Source organism: Actinacidiphila sp. bgisy145, from assembly GCF_057708125.1.
Genome location: NZ_JBYIRL010000031.1, coordinates 31,193 through 54,321 on the forward strand (window position 1 = coordinate 31,193; position 23,129 = coordinate 54,321).

Annotated in this window: 18 protein-coding genes and 1 pseudogene; 4 read left to right on the plus strand and 15 right to left on the minus strand. The window is 73.0% G+C overall.

Features of this window, described 5'->3' with window-relative positions; translation table 11 throughout:
* Nucleotides 1–169: 169 nt before the first annotated feature.
* From AC3ERT_RS25835 to galE, 6 genes and pseudogenes are all read right to left on the minus strand, one after another.
* Nucleotides 170–1,216 (minus strand): annotated as a pseudogene (locus tag AC3ERT_RS25835) (SCO2583 family membrane protein); the annotation flags it as partial.
* 64 nt (nt 1,217–1,280) lie between these two features.
* Entirely contained in the window at nt 1,281–1,892 is a 612-nt protein-coding gene (locus tag AC3ERT_RS25840) for an SCO2583/SCO2584 N-terminal domain-containing protein (protein ID WP_488180748.1), read from the minus strand.
* Nucleotides 1,889–3,175 (minus strand): glutamate-5-semialdehyde dehydrogenase, encoded by a 1,287-nt coding sequence (locus tag AC3ERT_RS25845; RefSeq protein WP_335982094.1) that lies wholly within the window; start codon nt 3,173–3,175, stop codon nt 1,889–1,891. Before AC3ERT_RS25845 ends, AC3ERT_RS25840 begins: the two co-directional genes overlap by 4 nt.
* Nucleotides 3,176–3,544: 369 nt before the next feature.
* Nucleotides 3,545–3,994 carry a hypothetical protein gene (locus AC3ERT_RS25850; protein WP_335982096.1) on the minus strand — a complete coding sequence of 150 codons (450 nt, stop codon included), beginning with the start codon at nt 3,992–3,994 and terminating at the stop codon, nt 3,545–3,547.
* 214 nt (nt 3,995–4,208) lie between these two features.
* On the minus strand, nt 4,209–5,288 hold the full coding sequence (gene proB, locus AC3ERT_RS25855) for a glutamate 5-kinase (protein WP_435130538.1): 1,080 nt from the start codon (nt 5,286–5,288) through the stop codon (nt 4,209–4,211).
* Between the two features lie 95 nt (nt 5,289–5,383).
* A complete protein-coding gene (gene galE, locus AC3ERT_RS25860) occupies nt 5,384–6,352 on the minus strand; it encodes a UDP-glucose 4-epimerase GalE (RefSeq protein WP_335982099.1) in 969 nt (322 codons plus the stop codon).
* Between the two features lie 273 nt (nt 6,353–6,625).
* On the opposite strand from galE, the gene AC3ERT_RS25865 reads away from it, so the two are divergent.
* The 4 genes from AC3ERT_RS25865 (at nt 6,626) to AC3ERT_RS25880 (ending at nt 12,549) form a co-directional block, all read left to right on the plus strand.
* Nucleotides 6,626–8,389, plus strand: a complete 1,764-nt coding sequence (locus tag AC3ERT_RS25865) for an FG-GAP repeat domain-containing protein (protein WP_335982101.1) — start codon at nt 6,626–6,628, stop codon at nt 8,387–8,389.
* 361 nt (nt 8,390–8,750) lie between these two features.
* A complete protein-coding gene (locus AC3ERT_RS25870) occupies nt 8,751–10,826 on the plus strand; it encodes a glycosyltransferase family 2 protein (RefSeq protein ID WP_435177080.1) in 2,076 nt (691 codons plus the stop codon).
* A 189-nt stretch (nt 10,827–11,015) separates the two neighbouring features.
* A complete protein-coding gene (rfbC, locus tag AC3ERT_RS25875) occupies nt 11,016–11,636 on the plus strand; it encodes a dTDP-4-dehydrorhamnose 3,5-epimerase (RefSeq protein ID WP_335982105.1) in 621 nt (206 codons plus the stop codon).
* Nucleotides 11,637–11,760: 124 nt separating this feature from the next.
* The gene (locus AC3ERT_RS25880; RefSeq protein WP_335982107.1) at nt 11,761–12,549 is read left to right on the plus strand and encodes a class I SAM-dependent methyltransferase; all 789 of its coding nucleotides are present in this window, start codon (nt 11,761–11,763) and stop codon (nt 12,547–12,549) included.
* A 43-nt stretch (nt 12,550–12,592) separates the two neighbouring features.
* On the opposite strand, the gene AC3ERT_RS25885 is transcribed toward AC3ERT_RS25880, so the two are convergent.
* The 9 genes from AC3ERT_RS25885 to AC3ERT_RS25925 form a co-directional block, all read right to left on the minus strand.
* Nucleotides 12,593–14,260 carry a DUF6020 family protein gene (locus AC3ERT_RS25885; RefSeq protein WP_435177082.1) on the minus strand — a complete coding sequence of 556 codons (1,668 nt, stop codon included), beginning with the start codon at nt 14,258–14,260 and terminating at the stop codon, nt 12,593–12,595.
* On the minus strand, nt 14,257–15,195 hold the full coding sequence (locus AC3ERT_RS25890) for a glycosyltransferase family 2 protein (RefSeq protein WP_335982111.1): 939 nt from the start codon (nt 15,193–15,195) through the stop codon (nt 14,257–14,259). The genes AC3ERT_RS25885 and AC3ERT_RS25890 overlap by 4 nt, the downstream gene beginning before the upstream one ends.
* Nucleotides 15,192–15,566 (minus strand): DUF2304 domain-containing protein, encoded by a 375-nt coding sequence (locus tag AC3ERT_RS25895; RefSeq protein ID WP_335982113.1) that lies wholly within the window; start codon nt 15,564–15,566, stop codon nt 15,192–15,194. Before AC3ERT_RS25895 ends, AC3ERT_RS25890 begins: the two co-directional genes overlap by 4 nt.
* Before the next feature lie 5 nt (nt 15,567–15,571).
* Complete coding sequence (locus AC3ERT_RS25900) at nt 15,572–16,300, minus strand: glycosyltransferase family 2 protein (protein ID WP_335982115.1); 729 nt, start codon at nt 16,298–16,300, stop codon at nt 15,572–15,574.
* A gap of 20 nt (nt 16,301–16,320) precedes the next feature.
* Nucleotides 16,321–17,853 carry a lipopolysaccharide biosynthesis protein gene (locus AC3ERT_RS25905; protein ID WP_335982117.1) on the minus strand — a complete coding sequence of 511 codons (1,533 nt, stop codon included), beginning with the start codon at nt 17,851–17,853 and terminating at the stop codon, nt 16,321–16,323.
* A complete protein-coding gene (gene rfbD, locus AC3ERT_RS25910; protein WP_335982119.1) occupies nt 17,846–18,742 on the minus strand; it encodes a dTDP-4-dehydrorhamnose reductase in 897 nt (298 codons plus the stop codon). The genes AC3ERT_RS25905 and rfbD overlap by 8 nt, the downstream gene beginning before the upstream one ends.
* Nucleotides 18,739–19,722, minus strand: a complete 984-nt coding sequence (gene rfbB, locus AC3ERT_RS25915; RefSeq protein WP_335982121.1) for a dTDP-glucose 4,6-dehydratase — start codon at nt 19,720–19,722, stop codon at nt 18,739–18,741. The genes rfbD and rfbB overlap by 4 nt, the downstream gene beginning before the upstream one ends.
* Nucleotides 19,719–20,786: a glucose-1-phosphate thymidylyltransferase gene (locus AC3ERT_RS25920; RefSeq protein WP_335982124.1), complete on the minus strand. Its 1,068-nt coding sequence runs from the start codon at nt 20,784–20,786 to the stop codon at nt 19,719–19,721. Before AC3ERT_RS25920 ends, rfbB begins: the two co-directional genes overlap by 4 nt.
* A gap of 176 nt (nt 20,787–20,962) precedes the next feature.
* Nucleotides 20,963–23,047 carry a hypothetical protein gene (locus AC3ERT_RS25925; protein WP_335982126.1) on the minus strand — a complete coding sequence of 695 codons (2,085 nt, stop codon included), beginning with the start codon at nt 23,045–23,047 and terminating at the stop codon, nt 20,963–20,965.
* Nucleotides 23,048–23,129 lie beyond the last annotated feature (82 nt).

A 23,129-nucleotide genomic window follows, 5' to 3' on the forward strand; every position in this document is an offset into this window, starting at 1 on the left:
CGGGCACCGCGGCGGTCGTGCCGGCGGTGCCGGCGGCCGTGGCTCCCGCGGCCGTGGCCGCCGCGGCGGCGGGGCCGGCCGGCGCGGTCGTGCCGGGGGTCGGGCCCGTCGGCGTGCCCGTGCCCGAGGTCGCGCCCGGGGCCGTACCCGTCGGGCTCGGGGTCGCGCTGTCGTCCATCGCCGTGCAGACCGAGCCGGCCGGGTGGTCGGGGTGGTAGGGGTCGACGCCCTCGAGCCGGCCGCCGCTCTGCCCGGCCAGTATCGGCCGGAAATAGCTGCCCACGGCGTCCGTGCAGGCCAGCGGCCCGGCCTCCACGTCGGCGTCGACCACCTCGATGTGATGCTCCCGCAGGTCGGCGTGGTCGGCGTGGAAGACCAGCCGGCGCCGGACGGTGAAGAGCGACACCCCGGTGTCCGGGGCGCCGCGCAGGGCGTAGAAGAAGGTGTAGTCGGAGACGATCTCCAGCTCGCTGCCCGCGGCGGCGGTGTGCACCTTGCCGTTGTTCACCCGGATCGCGGTGGCGTCGCTGCCGGCCAGGGAGATGTCCGCGCTCGGGTCGAAGCGCACCAGCCAGCCCGTGGCGGCGTGGCTGCCGTCGTCGCTGGGCTGGGTGAGGGTGTCGTCGAACTGGTCGCGCTGGCCGGCGCTGAGCAGCTCCCGCACCGGCTCGACATCGCCGGAGAGCACCGTGTCGTGGTCGAGCGAGGTGACGGTCAGGTACTTCTTCGCGGTGTCCAGCGCCTGCTGGACCTCGCTCTGGGCGTAGCCGCCGATCCGCCGGGCCGCTGCGGTCGGCACCCTGATGCCGTGGCCGTACGCCTGCGCGGCGCTGCCCGCGAAGGGCGCGGTGGGCGAGACGGCGGGCACGGTGCCCCCCGGCACCAGCGGTATCACGTTGACCCGGATCTGCTCGCTGACCGCGGGGGTGTGGGCGCGGTAGGGGTGGCGCACGCCCATGTAGACGGCGAGCCCGAACGCCACCACGATCAGGACCGCGACCGCCAGGGCCTGCCGGGCCAGGCCGCGGGGCACCGCGCGGCGGACGTGCACGGCGTGCGCGGCGTCGTCGAGCCGTTCGCGCGCGGAGTACTCCTGGATGCGGGCAGCCCGCACGAACGACTCGTCGAACACGACGGATCGGTACTCGCTGTCGTCGTCGCCCCCGGGGGGCACACCGTCCGGTGCGCCCTCGGGAGGGTCCTCGCGCCCACCCATATCACAAGGTTAAATCCGCATGGACCGGAAGCGGCGCCCTCGTGGCGGTCAACTTGACGCGGGGTCAGGGTTGCGGCGCGAAGTGGACGGCCGGGGTCGCCGAGGAGCCGATCGGCGGGGCGGGCGGGGGCGGGGTGGTGGTGCGTCCGCTGCCCGCGCCGCGGTAGACCGCGGCGAAGGTCAGGGCGACCACCCCGACGCCCAGCACCACCGCGAGGGCCCACGCGACCGGCCGGTGCCAGCGGCTGCCGATGGTGCGGTACGGGTGGCCCTGCGCGTACAGCTCGTCCGACTCCAGCACGGAGTCGTCGTCCGCCGGCTCGGGCAGCACGGCGCCCCGGCTTCCGTACCGCCCGGGGCGACCGGGTGGCAGCGCGGGGCCTTCGGCGACGGCAAGCGCCCGTTCCCTGGCCGTGGGCTCGTGGAACAGGGCGGACCGTACGAATTCTTCGTCGAGGACTACGGAGGCGAACTCGTCATCGTCCGGCATCTGTTCAGCGTAATCCGGAAGGGGCCCTTTTGGGCAGGGCTTTCCCGGCCCTTGGTGCGGCGGCTGTGCGCCAGTGGCGGGTCCGTGGTATCCGCCCGCCCCGAGCGCGCGGGGCGGGGGGGGTACGGGCGGCGCGGGCGGTGCCGGAGGTACGGGTGCGGCGGCGGCCGACGGGTGCGCCGTCAGCGGATGTGGCCGTCGCCGGTGACGATGTACTTGGTGGAGGTCAGCTCCGGCAGGCCCATCGGGCCGCGCGCGTGCAGCTTCTGGGTGGAGATGCCGATCTCGGCGCCGAAGCCGAACTGGCCGCCGTCGGTGAACCGGGTGGAGGCGTTCACCATCACCGCCGCGGCGTCCACCAGCTGGGTGAAGCGACGCGCGGCCGCCTGCGAGGTGGTCACGATCGCCTCGGTGTGGCCGGAGGACCACAGCCGGATGTGCGCGACGGCCGCGTCCAGGGAGTCGACCACGCCGGCGGCGATGTCGTACGACAGGTACTCCGTCTCCCAGTCCTCCGCGGTGGCCGGGACCACGGTGGCCTTGCTGTCGTGCGCCCGCGCGGCCGCGACCACGCCCGGGTCGCCGTGCACGGTGACGCCCGCCTCGGCGAGCGCGGCCAGCGCGCGGGGCAGGAAGCGGTCGGCGATGTCGCGGTGCACGAGCAGGGTTTCGGCGGCGTTGCAGACGCTGGGGCGCTGCGCCTTGGAGTTGACCAGGATCTGCACGGCGGTGTCGAGATCGGCCTCGGCGTCCACGTAGACATGGCAGTTGCCGGTGCCGGTCTCGATCACGGGCACGGTGGAGCCCTCGACGACGGCGCGGATCAGGGCGGCGCCGCCGCGCGGGATCAGTACGTCGACCTGGCCGCGGGCGCGCATCAGCTCCGTGACGGAGTCGCGGCTCTCGCCGGGCACCAGCTGGACCGCGTCCGCGGGCAGCCCGGCGCCGCCGACCGCGTCGCGCACCACCGTGACCAGCGCGGTGTTCGAGGCGTACGCGGAGGAGGAGCCGCGCAGCAGCACCGCGTTGCCGGACTTCAGGCAGAGCGCGGCGGCGTCCACGGTGACGTTCGGGCGGGCCTCGTAGATGATGCCGACGACGCCGAGCGGGACGCGGACCTGGCGCAGGTCCAGGCCGTTGGGGAGGGTCGAGCCGCGCAGCACCTCGCCGACCGGGTCCGGCAGGGACGCCACGTGCCGGACGTCCGCGGCGATCGCCGCGACGCGCTCGCGGGTCAGGGTGAGCCGGTCGATGATCGCCTCGCTGGTGCCGGCCTCGCGCGCCCGGACGACGTCCTCGGCGTTGGCGGCGACGATCTCCTGGGTGCGGACGATCAGTGCGTCCGCGATGGCCAGCAGCGCGTCGTCCTTCGCCGCGCGGGTCTGCGGGGCCAGGTCCGCGGCGGCGGCGCGGGCGCGGTAGGCGGCGAGCAGCACCGGGGACGTGGGGAGCGGCGAGGGCAATTCCATGCGGTTCAGGGTAGCGCGACCCGCCCGGGTGCCCCCGTCCTGTCGGCTGAGGGACCACCTCCCGGTGGGGGGTCCCTCCGGGCTGCCTCGTCCTGTGGGTGCCGGGAGCTTGCGGTCCGCCGTGGCTGGTCGCGCAGTTCCCCGCGCCCCTTCGGCTACTCGCCGATGTGGTTGCGGATCAGTTCCGGCCCCGGGGCCGGTGGGTTGTTGCGCGCGCAGTTCCCCGCGCCCCTGAATTTGCTCGGCCCTCCCCACGGAAGGAGCTCGTGGCCCGAAGGGGCGCGGGGAACGGCGCGAGACGCCCACCAGCGGCGGGTGGGCCTGGAACAGGCAGGGCGGGGCAGCCCGGGGGGACAGGGCGCCCGGGTGTCAGTAGGGGTGGACGCCTACGGGGACGGCGGGGGGTGGGCCGTAGCCCTCGGCGAGGCGCTGGTGGTAGGTGGTGCGGTCGATGACCTCGAGGCCGACCGTCTCCCAGGGCGGGAGCTTCGCCGTCGAGCGGTGCTCACCCCACAGCCGCAGAGCCAGCGCAGCGGCATCGTGGAGGTCGCGGGCCTCTTCCCAGTAGCGGATCTCCGCGTGGTCGGTCGCGTAGCGGCTGGTGAGCAGGAACGGATGGTCGTGCGCGAGCTGCTCCAGCCCGCGGCGGACCTCGCCGAGCGGGGTGCGGGGCCCGGCCACGCTCAGCGTGACGTGCCAGAGCCGGGCGGACGGCTCCTCCTCGGGCCCGGCGGCAGCCGCGTCGGGCCCGCTGCTCACGCTGACGAGCGCGCGCCCCGACGCCCCCTTGGACGATTGCCCTGGGCGCCCTCGTTTCACCGCGGCCTCCCTGTGGGTGACGTTCCGAGCTCGTCCGCGCGCTCCCGCGGACGGCTCCTCCGCTTCACAGTTGACCAGGCTCGGCGGCCGGGCGGGGCCGTTTCCCGGAGATTGGCCGAGGTGGGGCCGGTGACGGTGACCTGGACCACTCCGGAGCGGGCGGGATCGGGCCAGAGCGGGCGCAGGTCGGCGCGAAACGGACGGCGGGAGGGGGTTACCGGCGCAGCAGGACGAGGTCGTCGCGGTGGACGACCTCGCGTTCGTACGCCGGGCCGAGCTCCCTGGCCAGGTCGCGGGTGGAGCGGCCCAGCAGCCGGGGCAGTTCGCGGGCGTCGAAGTTCACCAGCCCGCGGGCGACCGCGTGCCCGGCCTCGTCGAGCAGGTCCACCGGGTCGCCCGCGGTGAAGTCGCCCTCGACACCGGTGAGTCCGGCCGGCAGCAGCGAGCTGTGCCGTTCGGTGACCGCGCGCACCGCGCCCGCGTCCAGCCGCAGCGAGCCGCGCGGGGTGGAGGCGTGCGCGAGCCACAGCAGCCGGTCGGCGGAGCGCTTGCCGGTGCGGTGGAAGTAGGTGCCGGTCGGCCGGCCGGCGAGCGCGTCGGCGGCGTGCACGGTGGAGGTGAGCACCACCGGCACCCCGGCACCGGTGGCGATGCCGGCCGCCTCGACCTTGGTGACCATGCCGCCGGTGCCGACGCCGGCCCGGCCCGCGCTGCCGATGGAGATGCCGTCGAGGTCGGCGGGGCCGGTGACCTCGCCGACCAGGCTGGTGCCGGGGGTGCGCGGGTCGCCGTCGTAGAGGCCGTCGACGTCGGAGAGCAGCACCAGCAGGTCGGCGCGGACCAGGTGGGCGACGAGGGCGGCGAGCCGGTCGTTGTCGCCGAAGCGGATCTCGTCGGTGGCCACCGTGTCGTTCTCGTTGACGATCGGCAGGGCGCCCATGGCGAGCAGCTGGTCGAGGGTGCGGTAGGCGTTGCGGTAGTGGGTGCGGCGGCTGACGTCGTCGGAGGTGAGCAGCACCTGGCCGACCCGGACGCCGTAGCGGGCGAAGGAGGCGGTGTAGCGGGCGACCAGCAGGCCCTGGCCGACGCTGGCGGCGGCCTGCTGGCGGGCCAGGTCGCGGGGGCGCCGGTCCAGGCCGAGCGGGGCGAGCCCGGCGGCGATGGCGCCGGAGGAGACGAGCACCACCTCGCGGTCCTCGCGGGTCTTGGCCAGGACGTCGACGAGGGCGTCCACCCGGTCCGCGTCCAGCCCGCCGGCGGCCGTGGTCAGCGACGAGGAGCCGACCTTCACCACGACCCTGCGGGCCTCCACCACGTCCTGCCGTGCCGCCGCTGCCACCTGCGTCGTCCCTCTGTCCGCTGTTCCGCCCGCCGTGCGCCCGCCGCCGCTCACCCCGGGTGGTGCGCCTGCCAGCCCGCCCATGCCGAACCCACCATCTCCCGGACGTCGTACCGCGCGTGCCAGCCCAGCTCGCGGGTGATCGCCTCGGCCGAGGCGACGACGCGGGCCGGGTCGCCCGGGCGGCGCGGGCCGACCTCGGGCGTGAGATCAGTGTGGCCGGTCACCTCGCCGATCACCGCAACCATCTCGGCCACCGAGACGCCGGTGCCGGTGCCGATGTTGAGCACCAGCGCCGCGTCGGGGTCGGCGGCCAGCCGGCGGGCGGCGGCCAGGTGCGCGGAGGCGATGTCGCGGACGTGGACGTAGTCGCGTACGCAGGTGCCGTCGGGCGTCGGGTAGTCGTCGCCGAAGACCAGCGGCGGCTGCTTCGCGGCGAGCCGCTGGAAGACCATCGGGACCAGGTTGGACACGCCGGTGTCGGCGAGTTCCGGGGCGGCCGCGCCGGCGACGTTGAAGTAGCGCAGCGACGCGGTGGCGATGCCGTGCGCCCGCCCGGCGGCGGCGACCAGCCACTCCCCGGCGAGTTTGGTCTCGCCGTAGGGGCTCATCGGGGCGCAGGGCGTCTGCTCGGTGACCAGGTCGGCGTCGGTCGGGCCGTAGACGGCCGCGGAGGAGGAGAAGACGAAGCGGCGCACCCCGGCGCCGGCGGCCGCGTCGAGGACGGTGCGCAGGCCCTCGACGTTCTCCCGGTAGTAGTACAGCGGGCGGGCGACGGACTCGCCGACCTGCTTCTTGGCGGCGATGTGCACGATGCCGTCGACGGCGTACTCGCGCAGCACCCGCGCCAGCACCTCGGGGTCGAGCACCGAGCCGCGCTCCAGCGGGACGTCCGCGGGCAGCCTGGCCGGGTCGCCGCCGCTGAGGTCGTCCAGGACCACGACACCCTCGCCGGCGGCGGTCAGTTCCCGGACGACGTGGGACCCGATGTATCCGGCTCCGCCGGTGATCAACCACATCGTCCCACCCTAACAGCGGGCGGCGGCCGACCCGGTGGGACGGCTCGGGGCCGCCCGGCGGCCACCTCGGATACAGCCGATCTTCACCGGATTCACAGAAAAGCCTTGCGCTTCCCCCACATTGGCGCGTAGGACAGGAACTCGGAGCGCCCGGGGGGGGACTTCGGCGGTCGGGGCGATCCGCGAGTGACGCGATGATGCCCACGACACGTGGCCCGGCGCTGTGGCGCTCCGCATCGCACTCCTCGATCTCCTCGACGAAGGAACACACACGTGTCCAACTCCTTTCGCCGCACAGGCCGCCGCACGGCCGCCTGCGCGGTGCTCGGCTGCGCCGGCCTGCTGGTCACCGGCGCGCTGAGCGGCACCGCGGCCGCGGCCGGCTCCCAGGTGCCCGGCCCGGTCAAGAAGCCGTCGGTCACCGCCGAGCGGCCGCACCTCAGCGTGCCCGGCCGCTCGAAGAAGGTCGGCGGCAAGACCGCCACCCCGCGGACCACCACCCCGCAGACCGCCACCGGGCTGGTCCACAGCTCGGACTTCGACGGCGACGGCGCGGACGACCTCGTCTACAAGTTCGACGACGGCGAGGTCACCCTCGACCTGGGCAACCAGGGCTACTACACGGCCATCGACAGCGCGCAGCTGAAGGACCTGGTGCTGCCCGGCGACATCACCGGCGACGGCAGGCCCGACCTGCTGACGGTCACCGCCACCGGCTCGCTCCAGGTGCACAGCGGCTCCTCCCCGCTCGGCGACAACGCGCTCGCCGGCTACACCACCGTCAGCACCGGCTGGCAGAAGTACAACAAGATCTTCAGCCCCGGCGACCTCAACGGCGACGGCAGGCCCGACCTGCTGGCGCGCAGCACCACCGGGCTGTACTTCTTCGCGGGCACCGGCAAGGCGAGCGCGCCGTACGGCTCCGCCGTGCAGATCGGCGGCGCGGGCTGGAGCCAGTTCAACCAGCTGGTCGGCGTCGGCGACTTCAACGGCGACGGCATCGGCGACGTGGTGGCCCGCAACTCCGCCGGCCTGTGGCTGTACACCGGCAGCGGCACCGCGACCCCGTCGTTCTCCGCGAAGTACCAGATCGGCGGCACCGGCTGGAACCAGTACAACCAGATCGTCGGCGGCGGTGACTACGACGGCAACGGCACCGAGGACCTCATCGCCCGGTCCTACGACGGCACCCTCTACTTCTACGAGGGCAACGGCAACGGCACGATCAACCCGACCCGCGGCAAGGCCGGCACCGACTGGGGCAACGTCCAGCTGTTCGCGGGCGGCGGCGCCGCCCCGGCGTTCGGCAAGGACGGCATCTTCGCCAACACCCCCGGCGGGACGCTCTACTACTACGCCGCGACCGGCACCGGGAAGCTCACCGCCAAGTACGACGTGGGCTCCGGCTTCGACCGCAGCGCGATCCGGCTCTACCACGTCTCCGCGCTGACCGGTGACGGCGAGTCCGACCTGATCGGCAAGGGCCTGTACGACGGCCACCTGTACAACCTGGCGGACTACGCCGTGAACGACGACATGCTCGCGGGCGGCTCGAAGTCGTACAACCTGGTGGTCGGCCCCGGCGACCTCAACGGTGACGGGAAGGGCGACCTGATCGCCCGTACCTCCTCGGCGCTGTACTTCTACGCCGGCGACGGCAACGGCCTGTCGATGAAGGGCCGCGTGCAGGTCGGCGGCTCGGGCTGGAGCCAGTACAACCAGATCGTCGGCGCGGGCGACCTCACCGGCGACGGCAAGGCGGACATCGTCGCCCGCTCCTCGGCGGGGCTGTTCCTGTACGCCGGGACCGGCAAGGCGAGCGCCCCGTTCGGCGCGAAGAAGCAGATCGGCGGCGCCGGCTGGAGCCAGTACAACAAGCTCATCGCGCCCGGCGACCTCAACGGCGACGGCATCGCCGACCTGCTCGCCCGCAGCTCGAAGGGGCTGTACTTCTACGCGGGCACCGGCACCGGCACCTTCAAGGCGCGGGTCTCGATCGGCGGCGCCGGCTGGAGCCAGTACGCCGACCTGACCTGACGACCGTATGACGCCGGCCTGAAGCCGGCCGAAGCCGGCCTGAGGCCGGCCTGAGATCCACCGGCGCATCACAAGGGCGCCGACACCGTACGAACCGGTGTCGGCGCCCTTGTCCCGTACGGCCCCCGCGGCCGGGGCAACCCCTGCCGGCAGCTTCCAAGGACGTGACGATCGTCACAATCCGCGGCCGGCGTACATCCTTTCGCCCGCTCATCAGTCTGACCGCAGAGTGCGGTGTACTGCCGGTGTACACCTGATGTACGGCCGCGCTCGGCGCGGCGCCCTTTTCATGGCGCCGTAGGATTCAGCGGACATACCAGCGGCCCGAACCAGCGCTGCGAAAGGCGAGGCGGAAACAAGGATGTCGGTCAAGGTCAGCGTCATCGTCCCGGTCTACAACCCCGGGAAGTACATCGAGCCGTGCATTGCGTCACTGCTGGGGCAGACGCTGCCGGCGGACGAACTGGAGCTGCTGTTCGTCAACGACGGCTCGACCGACGACACCCCCGCGAGACTGGACAAGCTCGCAGCGGAGCACTCCCAGGTGCGGGTCATCCACATCCCGAACTCGGGATGGCCGGGCAAGCCCCGCAACATCGGTGTCGAGCAGGCGCGCGGCGAGTACGTGCACTTCGTCGACCAGGACGACTACATGACGCCCGACGCGCTGCGCCGGCTGTACGACCTGGGCCACCGCAACGGCTCGGACATCGTCTTCGGCAAGGTCGCCAGCAACTTCCGCGGCGTCCCGCACGGCGTCTTCCGGGTCACCCGGGAGAAGTGCACCATCCACGACGCGCCCCTCGTGGACAGCCTCACCCCGCACAAGATGTTCCGCACCCAGTTCCTGCGGGACAACAAGATCGCCTACCCCGAGGGCAAGCGGCGGCTGGAGGACCAGCTGTACATGATGGAGGCGTACTTCCCCGCGAAGGTCGTCTCCATCCTCGGCGACTACACCTGCTACCACTACTCCAGGCGCGACGACGGCAAGAACGCCGGCTCGGCGAAGATCATCCCGACCGGCTACTACGGCAACCTGCGCGAGGTGCTGGACGTCGTCGTCGCCAACACCGAGCCCGGCGCGTTCCGCGACGAGCTGCTGCGGCGGTTCTACCGGGTCGAGATGCTCGGCCGGCTCAGCGAGCCGTCCGTCCTGAAGTACAGCCCCGAGTACCGCGACGAGATGATCGACGCGGTCAACGACGTGGCCCGCGACTTCGTCAACGACGGGGTGCACGACGGGCTCGGCGCGATCCTGCGGGTGCGCTCCACCCTGCTGCGCAACGAGCGGCGCGAGCAGCTGGTCGAGGTCGCCCGCCGGGCGGCGTCGGTCAAGGGCGTGGCCCGGCTGGAGGACCTCCGCTGGGTCGACGGGCGGATCGCCATCACCGTCACCGCCCGCCTGGTGTGGGGCGACGAGAAGAAGCCGCTGGCGCTGCTGCGCCGCGGCGACCGCTACTACCTGCACCCCGACTTCCACCGCGACCTGCTCGACGACGGTGAGCTGGTCGACGTCACCGGCGAGATCGACGGCTACCGCGCCGAGATCAGCCTCCGCGACCGGGAGACCGCGGTGGAGTGGCCCTGCCCGGCGGAGTTCGAGACCGCCGTGGAGGAGCTGCCGACCGTCGCAGGGGGCCCGGAGGGCACCCTGTGCGAGGTGGTCATGCGCGGCACCGGCTACCTCGACCCCAAGGCGGTCAAGGGCCGCGACGCGCTGGCCCGCGGCATGTGGGACGTGTGGGTGCCGGTGCGCGGCCTCGGCCTGGTCCGCAAGGCCCGGCTCGGCGCGGACCGGGCGCCGGGCGTGGACGAGGCGTGCCTGCCCGCGCTGCTCGGCGAGCCGGCGCAGCTCACCGTGCCGTACTTCACCGACCCGCACGGCAACCTGACGCTGGACGTGGCGCGGCGCGGCAAGAAGCTCGGCGACGCGCTCGCCAAGCGCGAGGTGCTGCGGATGCCGGGCGACCGGCTGGAGCTGGAGCTGGCCGCGGTCTCGCACCCGGGCACCGCCGCCTCCCGCGCCTGGCTGGTGCTGCGCGGCACCGGCCCGGACGCCGCCTTCGCCGGGCTGCCCGCCGTGCTGGAGCCGGTCGGCGGGCGGGTGCACCTGCGCCCGGCCGACCTGAAGGAGAGCGCCGCGCCGTTCACCGGGCTGCGCCCGGGCACCTGGGAGCTGTCGGCGCGGCTGGACGGCGCGACGTCCGGGCCCGAGCTGAAGATCGGAAAGGTCCGGATCGACGACCGGGGCCGGCTGCACCCGGTGGAGGGCCTGGACACGGTCGACCCGGCCACCGCGCGCGAGGCCCAGGCGCAGCGGCGCCGCACCGCCAAGCGCAGCATGCTCAAGCGGATCGGCGGCCCCGTGATGCGGCGCCTGGCGCCCGGCTCCCGCCGGAAGCTGCGCCGGATGGCCGCGCGCTTCGGCGCCTAGCAGTACCGGCGCTGTCACTCGTACGGGGTCCCGCGCTGTCGGCGGGGCCCCGTCCTCCGCACGGGTGATTTCCGGCGCCCCGTTCCGCGGCCGTTCCGCGGCCGGTTCCCCGGCCCGTCGACGGCTCCCCCTCCCCTGTCCGCACCTCCCTGCGACCCACCCGCTGAAACCCCCAAGGACGTGATCCGCATGCGGCAACTCGACATCGCCGGTGCCTTCGTGCACGAACCGAAGATCTTCCCGGACAGCCGCGGGAGCTTCCACGAGTGGTTCCGCGCCGGGGACTTCGAGGAGTCCCTCGGGCACCGGCTGGACCTGGCGCAGGCCAACTGCTCGGTGTCCAGCCGCGGCACGCTGCGCGGGGTGCACTTCGCGGACGTGCCGCCGAGCCAGGCGAAGTACGTCAAGTGCGTGCGCGGCGCGGTGCTCGACGTGATCGTGGACATCCGGGTCGGATCGCCGACTTTCGGCCGGTGGGAGGCCGTACGGCTGGACGACGACCTGCACCACGCGGTCTACCTCTCCGAGGGCCTGGGACACGCCTTCATGGCCCTCACCGACGACGCGACGGTGGTCTACCTGTGCTCGGCGGGCTACGCCCCCGGGCGCGAGCACGGCATCAACCCGCTCGACCCGGAGCTGGGCATCGCCTGGCCGGCGGACGTCGAGCCGCTGCTGTCGGAGAAGGACGCGCAGGCGCCCACCCTCGCCGAGGCGCGCGCGCAGGGCCTGCTGCCGTCGTACGACGACTGCCTCGCCTTCGCCGCCGAGCTGCGGTCGGGCGGCCCGGGAAGCTCCGCCGGCGCCTGAAACCCTCCAAGGGTCTGATGATTCGACAAAGTTCTCCTGAACGATGTCGATACGGCGGAGCACACGCTAGCGTCGCCCCATCACTCCCACCGAACCATGCGAAACGCATCGAGGGGTTGTACCAGTGCACCGTCATGAGTTCCTGCGCAGGCTGCACAAGGTCTACAAGCCGCGCAACTATCTGGAGATCGGCGTCAACGACGGGAAGAGCCTCGCGCTGTCGCGGGTACCGTCCGTCGCGATCGACCCGGCGTTCAAGCTCACCCAGTCGATCAGCTGCGACGTCCACCTGGTGCGGGCCACCAGTGACGCCTTCTTCAGCCGCAAGGACCCCCTGCTGCACCTGCGCCCGGGACGCAACCCGTTCCGGGCGCTGGGCCGCCGCGACCCGCTGGCGCTGGTCGGCGACCCCGTGCTGGAGCTGTCGTTCATCGACGGCATGCACATCTTCGAGTACGCGCTGCGCGACTTCATGAACGTCGAGAAGCACTCCCGCTGGTCGAGCGTGATCGTCTTCGACGACATGCTGCCGCGCAACGTGGACGAGGCCGCCCGGGACCGGCACACCAAGGACTGGGCCGGCGACGTCTTCAAGGTCGCCCAGGTGCTGCGCCGCTACCGCCCCGACCTGACGGTGGTCGACGTGGACACCGTGAAGACCGGGGTGACCGCCGTCTTCGGCGCCGACCCGACGAACACGGTGCTGCGCGACAACTACGACAAGATCATCGCGGAGTACGCCACCGAGGACCCGCAGGACATCCCGGAGGAGCTGCTGCTCCGCAAGAACGCGGTCAACCCCGAGACGCTGCTGCGGGCCCCCTTCTGGCCGTCGCTGGTCCGGGCCCGCAACATCCGGCGGGGCCGCTCGTCGTTCGGCGCGCTCCGCCGCCAGATCGAGTCGGTGAGCTGACCGGCGCCTCCCGGCGCCTCCCGGCGCCCCGCCGCCCCGCCGCCTACGCCGCGGCCGGGCCGTCCCCGGTGGGCGGCCCGTCCGCGGCGGGCGGCGGGGCCGGCTCCCGCCCGGCCCGCTCCCACGGCAGCCGCCGGGAGCCGGCCAGCGTGACGACCGGCACCGTGAGGATGCCCACGAACAGCGCCGCGCACATGTAGCGCCACAGCGGCGACGGGTTGGCCGCGAGCACCGTGGCCTGGAGGCCGAGCGGCAGCACCGCCAGCGCCAGCAGCTCGTATCTGCGGCGGCGCAGCGCGGCCACCGCGACCAGCAGGTAGCCGAGGTAGGTCCAGTTCACCCCGCGCCACAGCAGCGGGGTCCGGTGCGGCGCCTGCGTCCACTGGTAGGCCCGGGTGGCGAGGTGGTCGAGCTTGTACGACAGCGGGGCGTCGTGCAGCGACGAGTGGTACGGCAGCTCCCGCACCGAGGACAGGCCGAACGCCGACCACGAGTGCAGCACGTGGCGGTTGGAGGCGGCGTACAGGCCGGTGTGGCCGGTGAACGCCCACGCGATGTCGGCGCGGCACAGCCGGGCGCCGACGATCAGCTGCGGGTGGTGTTCGAGGATGCGCCCCCACAGGGCGAGCAGCTGCCCGTTCTCCTTGCCCGCCTTGATCCGGTCCATCGGCTTGTGCATGATCAGGTCCGCCACATGGCAGTCGCCGCCCGGGCCGCGCCAGTGCGACAGCGGCGCGACACTGCGCATCAGCCGCAGGTCGGAGGCGGTGAAGACGTCGGGGCGCTTGGCGTAGGCCACGCCGATGTCGGCGTAGTTGAAGGCGTACACCTCGTCCGGGCGCGGCTTCTGGACGCCGAGCGCCGGGTAGACCAGGTTGTTCATCGCCAGCGTGATGACCAGCGGCACCGCGGTCGCCAGGGCGATCTTGCGGCGCATGCCCGGCAGCAGCAGCACCAGCAGCACCCCGGCGGCGATGATCACCGGGAAGCCGTTGTTGCGGAACAGGCCGATGCCCAGGCAGCCCAGGGCGAGCGTCAGCACCTGGCGGCGGAAGGAGCGGTCGCGGACGGCCTGTTCGCGGCGCAGCCGCCGGGCGGTGAGCTGGACCACGGCGCCGAAGGCGACCAGGGTCGCGATCGTGTAGGCGACGTCCTTCCACACGAACACCGTGAAGGAGCCGGTCATGGGGGCCGCGGCGACGACCGCCGCGGCGATCGCGCTCCACCGCCCGCGCACCCCGAGGTCCCGCAGCGCCACGCACACGTACGCCAGCGCGGCGGCCATGGCGACGGTCTGCACGAAGGTCAGGGCCGCGATGCCGCCGGTGAGCCGGAGCGACAGCCACAGCAGGCCGTCGTAGGCGACCGAGTGGTCCGAGCGCCAGTGGGAGGTGGTGACCTCGTAGATGTAGGTGAGGCTGTCCCCGCTGATCCGGCCGGGGTAGAAGGCGGCCCACCAGCCGAACAGCAGCACCTGGCAGGCGGCGTAGACCGCGAGCGGCAGCCGCAGGGGGACGGGGACCCGGGCGGGCGACCAGCGCCGCCTCCCGTACCCGCCGCGCGGCCCCACCGCGGAGGCGCCCGGGGGCAGGCCGCTCCCGCCGGGCTCCTCCCCCGGGGCGCGGGTCCCGGCGCTGTCGGTCCGCGGCTGCGCGGAGGTGTTCACCTGGGCGCCGGCCCGCCAGCCCCCGGCCGGACCGGAGCCGCTCACCGGGCCGCCGCCGACGACGACGCCGACGCCGCCGCCGGGCGGGGTGAACGGGCGAAGGCGTGCCCGGTCAGCTCCCGCGCCGCGGCCAGCCGCCGGCCGCGCAGCGCGCCCGGCACCATCAGCAGCGCGTGCAGCCGGGTGGACAGGTGGCGGCGGGCGGTGCGCGCGGCGCGGTCCCAGCCCAGCGCGTCGAAGTCGGCGGCCAGCTCCAGCAGCAGCCGGCGGGTCTCGGCGAACCGGGAGCCGCTGACCGCCTGCGCGGACGACTCGCTGGCCAGGTGCCGCCGGTAGTCGAAGCAGACCGCCGGATCGGTCACCAGCTGCTCGCCGCGCAGCAGCAGTTCCATCACCAGCGCCAGGTCCTGCACCACCGTCAGGTCGGCGCGGAAGCCGACCTCCTTGAGCAGGTCGGAGCGCCAGCACATGGCCGGGAAGTACAGCCAGTTGCCGCGCAGCAGGCTGACCGCGAGCCGCTCGCCGCCGAGTTGGGCGCGCCGGTCGGGCGCGGCGGAGTACAGCCGCCGCTTGGCGGTGTCGACCAGGGTGTTCACCGGCCGCCCGGCGCCGTCGATGACCCGCACCGCCGGCTGGTACATCGCGGCGCCCGGCATCGCGGCACGGGCCGCCTTCACGGTGGCGACGTAGCCGGGGCGCATCAGGTCGTCGCAGCCCATCAGCACGGTGTACGGGTAGTCGGCCAGCTCCACGCAGCGGCGGAAGTTGCCGGTGACGCCGAGGTTGCGCGCGTTGCGGAAGTAGCGCACCCGGGGGTCGTCGAGACCGGCGAACCACTCCGGTACGCCGGGCCGGGTGTCGTCGTCGACGACGGTCAGCCGCCAGTCCGGGTCGGTCTGGCCGAGGACGCTGCGGACGGCGTCGCGCATCAGCGCGGGGTCGCCGTAGTAGGGCAGCATGATGTCGAGCGTGTCGGTCACTGGGAGCGTTCGCCTTCCATGGCGGCCAGCGGCCGCCCGGGCTCGGGGCGGTGGGCCGTGCGCAGGGCGGCGTCACGGGCGAGTTCGGTCAGCCGGCGCTCCATGGCGCGGAACCGCAGGTAGGTGTTGAGCGCCAGCGCGGTCACGCCGACCACCAGCAGGTACAGCACCAGGTCGGTGCCGCGGCCGACGCCGAGCAGGTGGGCGGCCTTCGTGGTGTCGCCGGGCCGCAGCACCGCGTACGCGTTGACGAAGCAGAAGGCGAGGAAGGCGATCCGCTTCCACGCCCGGGTCCTGGTGGTGTTCCAACTGCGCATGAACACCGCGAGCAGCACGACCACCGCGGACAGCAGCACGAACTGGATGAGCACCGGCCTCAGCCCTTCTCGCGGTTCAGGGACAGGTCGAAGAGGATGTTGACGCCGTTGAGCAGCGACTGCCCCTTGGCCCGTGAGTAGTCGGTGTAGCGGATCGACACCGGGGACTCGACCACATGGAGGTCGGAGCGGGCGAGGAAGCCGGTGATCTCCGAGGCGTGCGCCATGCCGTTCATGGTGATGTGCACCTGGGCGGCGGCGGACCGGTTGAACAGCCGCAGCCCGTTGTGCGCGTCGGAGAGCTTCAGCCGGCGGGCGGTGGGGCTGACCGCGGCCGCGGTGCGCAGCACCAGGCGCTTGGTCCAGGGCACTTCGACCCGTTCGCCGCCGGGCCGCAGGAAGCGCGAGCCGAGCACCACGTCGGCGGCGCGGGCCCGGGCGACGGCCAGCATGGTGATGACGTCCTCGACGCGGTGCTGGCCGTCGGCGTCGAAGGTGACGAACCGTTCGGCGCCCGGCTGGGACAGCGCGTAGTGCAGCCCGGTCTGGATCGCCGCGCCCTGGCCGAGGTTGACGGGGTGTTGGACGAGGTGGGCGCCGCTGCCGACGATCTCGGCCGGGGAGCCGTCGGCGCTGCCGTCGTCGACGCAGACGACGTTGGGGAAGGTCCGCAGCGCCTCGGCCACCACGCCGGCCACGACCGGTGCTTCGTTGTAGACCGGGATGATCAGCCAGACGTCACCGAAGGTGCGCTTGTCGGCAAGGCGCGGCGCGCTGGAGATCGCCATGGGAGCGCACCTTTCGTCAACTATTCAACCGATTGCGGATGCTCCGCGGGTTCCGGGAAGTTGGCCCCCTGTATGGCATCCGTCCACCCAGCTTGACGGTCGAAGTGACGCGAAGGTTGCTTCCTGATGGCATAAGTCACCCGGATGGAGAGCAGGATCGCGGTGATGGCCGCCCCGACGGCATAGGCGATCTCGACCCGGTCACGGATCGGCAACGGACTGAACGTCACTCCGAGCAGCGCGGCGGTGCCGATCGCCCACGACAGCAGCTGCCGTCCGTGGCCCCCGGTGGTCTGCAACGCCTGGCCGAGCACCGAGGCGAGCATGTAGCAGAGCGTGCCGGCCGACAGCCAGGCGAAGTCCGTCCAGCCGAGCAGGTCGGGCGACCCGAACAGCCGCGGCACCAGCCACGGCCCCAGCGCCACCGCCACCACCCCGCCGGTGCCGCCCAGCAGCCCGGTGAACGCCGCGGTACGCAGCAGCAGTTGGCGGTACGCGGCCCGGTCGCCGGCCGCGACGGCCTCGGACAGCCCGCGCAGCAGCGACGCCTGGAGCGAACCGAAGACGAACAGCGGCACCCGGGCCAGCACCACCGCGGACAGCAGCGCGGTGATGAACGCGGTGTCGTCCGGCGCCAGCAGCTTGACGCTGATCACCGAGATGTTGACGAGCAACTGGGCCAGCAGCGTGGAGGGGATCAGCGCGAGCAGCCCGGACCACAGGGCCCGCCACGGCATCGGCGGCGACAGCCGCAGCGCCGTCGACCCGCCCGGCGCCGCCTCCGCCGCGCCCTCCCCCGTGGCGGTGGGCGCGGGCTCCTGGCCCGGGCGCCCGGCGCCCGGGCCCGCCTCGGCCGCCGCGACCCGCAGGCCCGCCGCGTCCTTCGCGCCGTACCGCGCCGCGCGCCGCACCCACGGCAGGGTCGCCACCACCGACAGCAGCGTCGGCACCGTCAGCACCGCGGCGAACAGCAGCGGCGAGTGCGTCCCGGCCGCCGCCAGCACCACCGAGAACACCACCCGCAGCACCCCGTCCAGCGCCAACTGCGCGCCGTACGCGGTGAACCGGCCGGTGCCGGCGAGCATGCCGCGGGTCACGTACGCCACCGACAGCGCCCCGAACGCCGCGCACAGCGCGCCGACCAGGGACAGGTTGCCGTCGAAGAGCCGGTTCGCGACCGGGTGGGCGAGGGCCGCCACCGGCACGCACACCGCGGCCAGCAGCCCCAGCGAGGTGGCCAGTCCGCGGCGCAGCACCGGGCCGGTGCCCTGCCCCGCCACCACCCGGGCCGCGACCAGCCGGGTCATCTCCTGCTCGATCGGGAAGAACAGCCCGAGCCCGACCGAGAAGACCAGGGTCCACAGCACCGACACCCCCGCCATCCGGTCGGACGGCAGGGTCCGACCGGCGGCGGCGAGCTGGATGTAACTGGCCAGGCCCAGCACCGCGGTGCCCGCGCCGACCAGCGCGGTGCCCGGTGGCAGCACCTCCAGTGCCCGCCGCCCCCACCGCCGGGCCCGCCCGCCGGCCCGGCCGGCCGGGGCCTCAGCCACGTTCGGCTGCCACCAGGGCGGGGAACGCCTCGGCCAGCGCCGCGCGCCAGTCCCGGATCGGCTCGATGCCGGCCGCCTGCCAGCGGTCGTGCCCGAGCACGCTGTACGCCGGGCGCGGCGCGGGCCGCGCGAACGCCTCGCTGGTGGTGGGGTGGACCCGCTCGGGGTCCGCGCCCAACAGCCGGAAGATCTCCCGGGTGAAGCCGAACCAGGTCGTCTCACCCGAGCTGGTGCCGTGGTAGACGCCGGCCGGCGCGTCCCCGGCGAGCGCCGCCGTGCCCAGCCGGACCAGGTGGTCGGCGAGGTCCGCGGTCCAGGTGGGCTGGCCGCGCTGGTCGTCCACCACGTCGAGGGTGTCCTTGACGCCCTCCAGCCGGATCATCGTGCGCACGAAGTTGCCGCGCGCCGCGCCGTACAGCCACGCGGTGCGGACCACGTAGCCGTCCTCGGGCAGGGTGTCGAGCACCGCCCGCTCACCGGCCAGCTTGGTGCGCCCGTAGGCGCCGCGCGGGCCGGTGGGGGCGTCCTCGGCGTACGGGCGGTCCGCGTCACCGGCGAAGACGTAGTCGGTGGAGACGTGCAGCAGCTTCGCCCCGGCCTTGGCGCACGCCTGCGCGAGGTGGCGGGGGCCGTCGGCGTTGATGGCCGCGGCCTCCGCCTCGCGGGTCTCCGCGTCGTCGACCCCGGTCCAGGCCGCGCAGTTGACGACGAGGACCGGCTGGTGCTCGGCGATCGCGGCGGCGACCGCCTCGGGGTCGGTGATGTCCAGGGCGGTGCTGCCCAGGGCCACCACCGCGGCCCCCGGCTCGGTCCGCAGCCGGACCAGCAGGTCCTGGCCCAGCATTCCGGCGGCTCCGGTCACCAGCCACGTCGCGTTCGGCGGTTTCACAGTTTGGCGCGCTCCTTCAGCGGCTCCCACCAGGCCCGGTTCTCCCGGTACCAGGCGACGGTCTCGGCCAGGCCGGTCGCGAAGTCCTTCCGCGGCTCGTAGCCCAGCTCGGTACGGATCTTGGTGCAGTCCACCGAGTAGCGGCGGTCGTGGCCCTTGCGGTCCTCGACGTACTCCACGCTGTCCCAGCCGGCGCCGCACGCTTCGAGCAGCAGGCCGGTCAGCTCCTTGTTGGACAGCTCGGTGCCGCCCCCGATGTTGTAGACCTCTCCCGGGCGGCCGAGGTTCCGTACCAGGTCGATGCCCTGCACGTGGTCGTCGATGTGCAGCCAGTCCCGGACGTTGCCGCCGTCGCCGTACAGCGGCACCGTGCCGCCGTCCAGCAGGTTGGTGATGAACAGCGGGATGACCTTCTCCGGGAAGTGGTGGTGCCCGTAGTTGTTGGAGCAGCGGGTCACCCGCACGTCCAGGCCGTGGGTGCGGTGGTAGGCGAGCGCGATCAGGTCGCTGGACGCCTTGGCCGCGGAGTACGGCGAGTTCGGCTGGAGCGGGTCGGTCTCGGGCCAGGAGCCCTCGGAGATCGAGCCGTACACCTCGTCGGTGGAGATGTGCACAAAGGTCCGCACGTCGTTGCGGAGCGCGCCGTCCAGCAGCGTCTGGGTGCCGGCCACGTTGGTGGTGATGAACTCGGTGGCGCCCAGGATCGAGCGGTCGACGTGCGACTCGGCGGCGAAGTGCACCACCTGGTCGTGCTCCGCCATCAGCTTGTCGACCAGCCCGGCGTCGCAGATGTCGCCCTGCACGAAGCGGAAGCCGGGGTGGTCGCGGACCTCGTCGAGGTTCGCGGGGTTGCCGGCGTAGGTCAGCTTGTCCAGGACGGTGATCGCCACGTCGCCGGGGCCGGTGGGGCCGAGCAGCGTACGGACGTAGTGGGAGCCGATGAAGCCGGCCCCGCCGGTCACCAGTATGCGGTCGGTCATGAGGAGATCTGCACCTTGCTGTGATCGCCGAGCACCAGGCGGTGCGCGGCAGGGTTGCGGGGGGCCGGGGTGACTTCGACGTTGCGCCCGATCAGCGACGCCTCGATGCGGCGGACGCCGGTCAGCGAGGAGTCGCGCAGCAGTATCGAGTACTCGATCTCGCTGTCCTCGATCCGGCAGTTCTCCGACACGGAGGTGTACGGGCCGACGTAGGCGTCGTTGACGACCGTGCCGGGGCCGATGACGACCGGGCCGACGATACGGCTGCCGGACACCTTCGCCCCGGCCTCGATCCGGACCCGGCCGATGATCTCGCTCTGGTCGTCGACCTCGCCGAGCACCTCCGGCTCGAGGGTGTCCAGCACCGACCGGTTGACCTCCAGCATGTCGGTGACGTTGCCGGTGTCCTTCCAGTAGCCGGAGATGGTGGTGGAGCGCACGTCGCGCTGGTCGTCGATCAGCCACTGGATGGCGTGGGTGATCTCCAGCTCGCCGCGCCAGGACGGCTTGATCGCGCGCACCGCCTCGTGGACGGCGGGGGTGAACAGGTAGACGCCGACCAGCGCCAGGTCGCTCTTGGGCTGCTTCGGCTTCTCCTCCAGGTTCTTCACCCGCCCCTGCGCGTCGAGTTCGGCGACACCGAAGGAGGTCGGGTTCGGCACCCTGGTGAGCAGGATCTGCGCGTCGGGCCGCTCCGCGCGGAACTCCTCGACCAGGCCGGAGATCCCGCCGACGATGAAGTTGTCGCCGAGGTACATCACGAAGTCGTCGTCGCCGAGGAACTCCCGTGCGATCAGCACCGCGTGCGCCAGCCCGAGCGGCGCCTCCTGCGGGATGTACGTGACATCGATACCGAGGGCGGAGCCGTCGCCGACCGCTTCCCTGATCTCCTCGGCGGTGTCGCCGACGATGATGCCCACCTCGGTGATGCCGGCCTCGGCGATGGCCTCGAGGCCGTAGAACAGCACCGGCTTGTTGGCGACCGGTACCAGCTGCTTGGCGGAGGTGTGAGTGATCGGTCGGAGGCGGGTGCCCGCCCCGCCGGAGAGCACAAGTGCTTTCACGTTAGGTGTCCCATGCAGACGGAGTCGGAGGCGGTCACTGCGGGTCGCGACCCGCGCCCCCGGCTGCGAGCATACCCGGACCGCCATGGCGCGTTCAGTTCCCGTACACCCGTGCCGGGCCGGGAGCCGGCACGGGTGTCAGGCAGCGTCCGACGCTGCCGGATGTCGGCCAGGTCCTAGGTCGTGGCCTGCGCGGCCGGGCCGCCGAACAGATCGGCGTCATCCGTCTGGCCCAGCGCGGCCTGCTGCGCCAGGCGCACGTCGGCCCGGTGCGCCAGGTCGCGCACGGCCTGCGAGAACCGCTCGATCGAGGTCGGGTGGTCCGGGCCGAGCAGGTACTGCTTGATCTCCTTGCGCGCCCCGGCCAGCGGGTCCTGCTCCGGGCTGACCACGGCCGTGACCAGCTCGCCGACCCGGGCCGCGGAGTTGTCCAGGACGAGGGCGGCACGGGCGGCGGTGTTCTGCCGCTTGAACTCCTCCTCGCCCAGCCCGGCGGAGTCGGTGATGGCGTACGGCTTGCCGGTCGCCACGAAGTCCGACACCACGCTGGAGATGTCCGAGACCATCGCGTCGGACTCGTTGAAGCACTCGTACAGGTGAGGCATCGGGCCGGTGACGACCTGGTGCTCCCAGGCGCTCAGCGACTGCCAGTACGCGGCGTTCCAGCGGCCGCGCAGCTCCGCGAGGCGCGCGGCCAGCTGCGGGTCGGCGATGGAGTCGCGGGACATGGTCGCCATGTCGCCGTCCGCGGCCGTCGACTCGGCCACCAGCGCGTCCAACTCGCTCTGTATCGAGGCGAGTTCGGCGCCGGCCGCGGCCTGCGCCGCCTTGCCCTCGGCGATCCGGGCCGCCCACGCCGGGTCGGCGGCGCGCTCGGCGTTCGCCTTCGCCAGCACCGCGACCACCTTCTCGTGGGCGCGCTTCGCCTTCGGGTTGACGGTGCCGGTGAAGGGGTGCGGCTTGTACAGCACCCGCACCGGGGTCGCCGACGACACCAGGCCGCGCATGATGTTGGCGCCCGCCAGGATCAGCGAGGTGTTGCCGGGCTCGTCGGTCCAGCCCTCCCAGGTCGGCGCGTACAGCACGGTGGGGATACCGGCCGCGGCCGAGCCGTCCCAGGCGGTGATCCCGGCCAGCTGCGGCCGGCCCACCTCCACCACGTCCTCGTCGCGCACGCCGACGTCGGCCAGCGCATACCGGTCGCGGCCCGCCTTGCCGGCCGTCCACACCTCGTCGTACGCCTTGCTGAACGGGTTGATGCTGGCGACCTTGTCGCTGTCGCCGTGGCCGACGAAGACGTGCTTCATGCTCGGCACCCGCAGCAGGTGGATGTTCTTGCCGACGTTCGCCGGGTACAGCGCGACCCGCACCGTGGACAGGTCCATGTTCATCAGGTGCACCGCGCCCGGCACGCACAGCACCGGCACCGCGGTGTCGGCGAGCTGGAGCAGGATCGCCCGCTCGCGCAGGATCACCAGCGGCCGCTCCCCCGGCAGGTCCGCCATCGTGTCCAGCCACATGTTGACCTGGTACGCGGAGTCCGGGGAGCCGGAGAAGTACAGCACCGTGGTCGGCCGGTAGGAGCGCAGCCAGGTGTCCATGAAGGCCAGCGCCTCGTCCGTCTTCGCCGGCAGCCGGCGGCGGGTGAGGTACGGCGCCAGCGCCAGCGTGTACAGCACGCCCAGGCCCAGCGTCAGCACGGCACCGGCGTAGACGTACCCGATGTGCCCGGCCTTGGCGTAGATCAGGAAGCCGGCCGCCGCGAACAGGTCCAGGTGCAGCATCTTCTCCGCGGCACGCGAGGTCAGCGCGGTCGGCGGCGCCTTGGTGATGCGCATCCCGCCCAGGTCGATGTTGCGGGTGCCGAACGGCAGCTTGCGGCGGTTGCGGATCAGCGTGACCAGCGCCGAGTGCGGGGCCTGCATGCCGTAGAAGACCAGGAAGCAGACGATGGCCGCGGAGAACGCCCGGCTGTTGGCCAGGTTGAGCTGCGCCATCAGCAGCACCAGGGTCAGCTCACGCAGCAGGAAGCGCAGCGACAGCCCGGCCCGGGCCTTGCTCAGCCGGTTGATGAGGTACGAGCGGCGCCGGTGCAGGTACCAGTCGGTCGCGTAGCTGACCACGCCGGCGGCCACGAAGAACCACAGGCTCGGCAGCAGCGCGGCGACGACCAGGCACGGGTAGCTGAGGAGCATGAGCAGCGCGGCGGCGAGTTCGCCGCCGGACGCCACACGCGCCAGGCGAATGGCTTTTGAGATCACGGGGTGACTGCTCCAGTGCGATGTCGAACGGGACGTCGAATGGGAAAAAGGCGGGGGTCGGGGGCCTGGTCGGCCTCATCAA

Bases quoted from the DNA above. Each gene is read 5' to 3' on its own strand.
- AC3ERT_RS25900 (WP_335982115.1), bottom strand. From the start codon at position 16,300: ATGGCGATCTCCAGCGCGCCGCGCCTTGCCGACAAGCGCACCTTCGGT.
- AC3ERT_RS25870 (WP_435177080.1), top strand. From the start codon at position 8,751: ATGTCGGTCAAGGTCAGCGTCATCGTCCCGGTCTACAACCCCGGGAAG.
- rfbC (WP_335982105.1), top strand. From the start codon at position 11,016: ATGCGGCAACTCGACATCGCCGGTGCCTTCGTGCACGAACCGAAGATC.
- rfbB (WP_335982121.1), bottom strand. From the start codon at position 19,722: ATGACCGACCGCATACTGGTGACCGGCGGGGCCGGCTTCATCGGCTCC.
- galE (WP_335982099.1), bottom strand. From the start codon at position 6,352: ATGTGGTTGATCACCGGCGGAGCCGGATACATCGGGTCCCACGTCGTC.
- AC3ERT_RS25845 (WP_335982094.1), bottom strand. From the start codon at position 3,175: ATGGAATTGCCCTCGCCGCTCCCCACGTCCCCGGTGCTGCTCGCCGCC.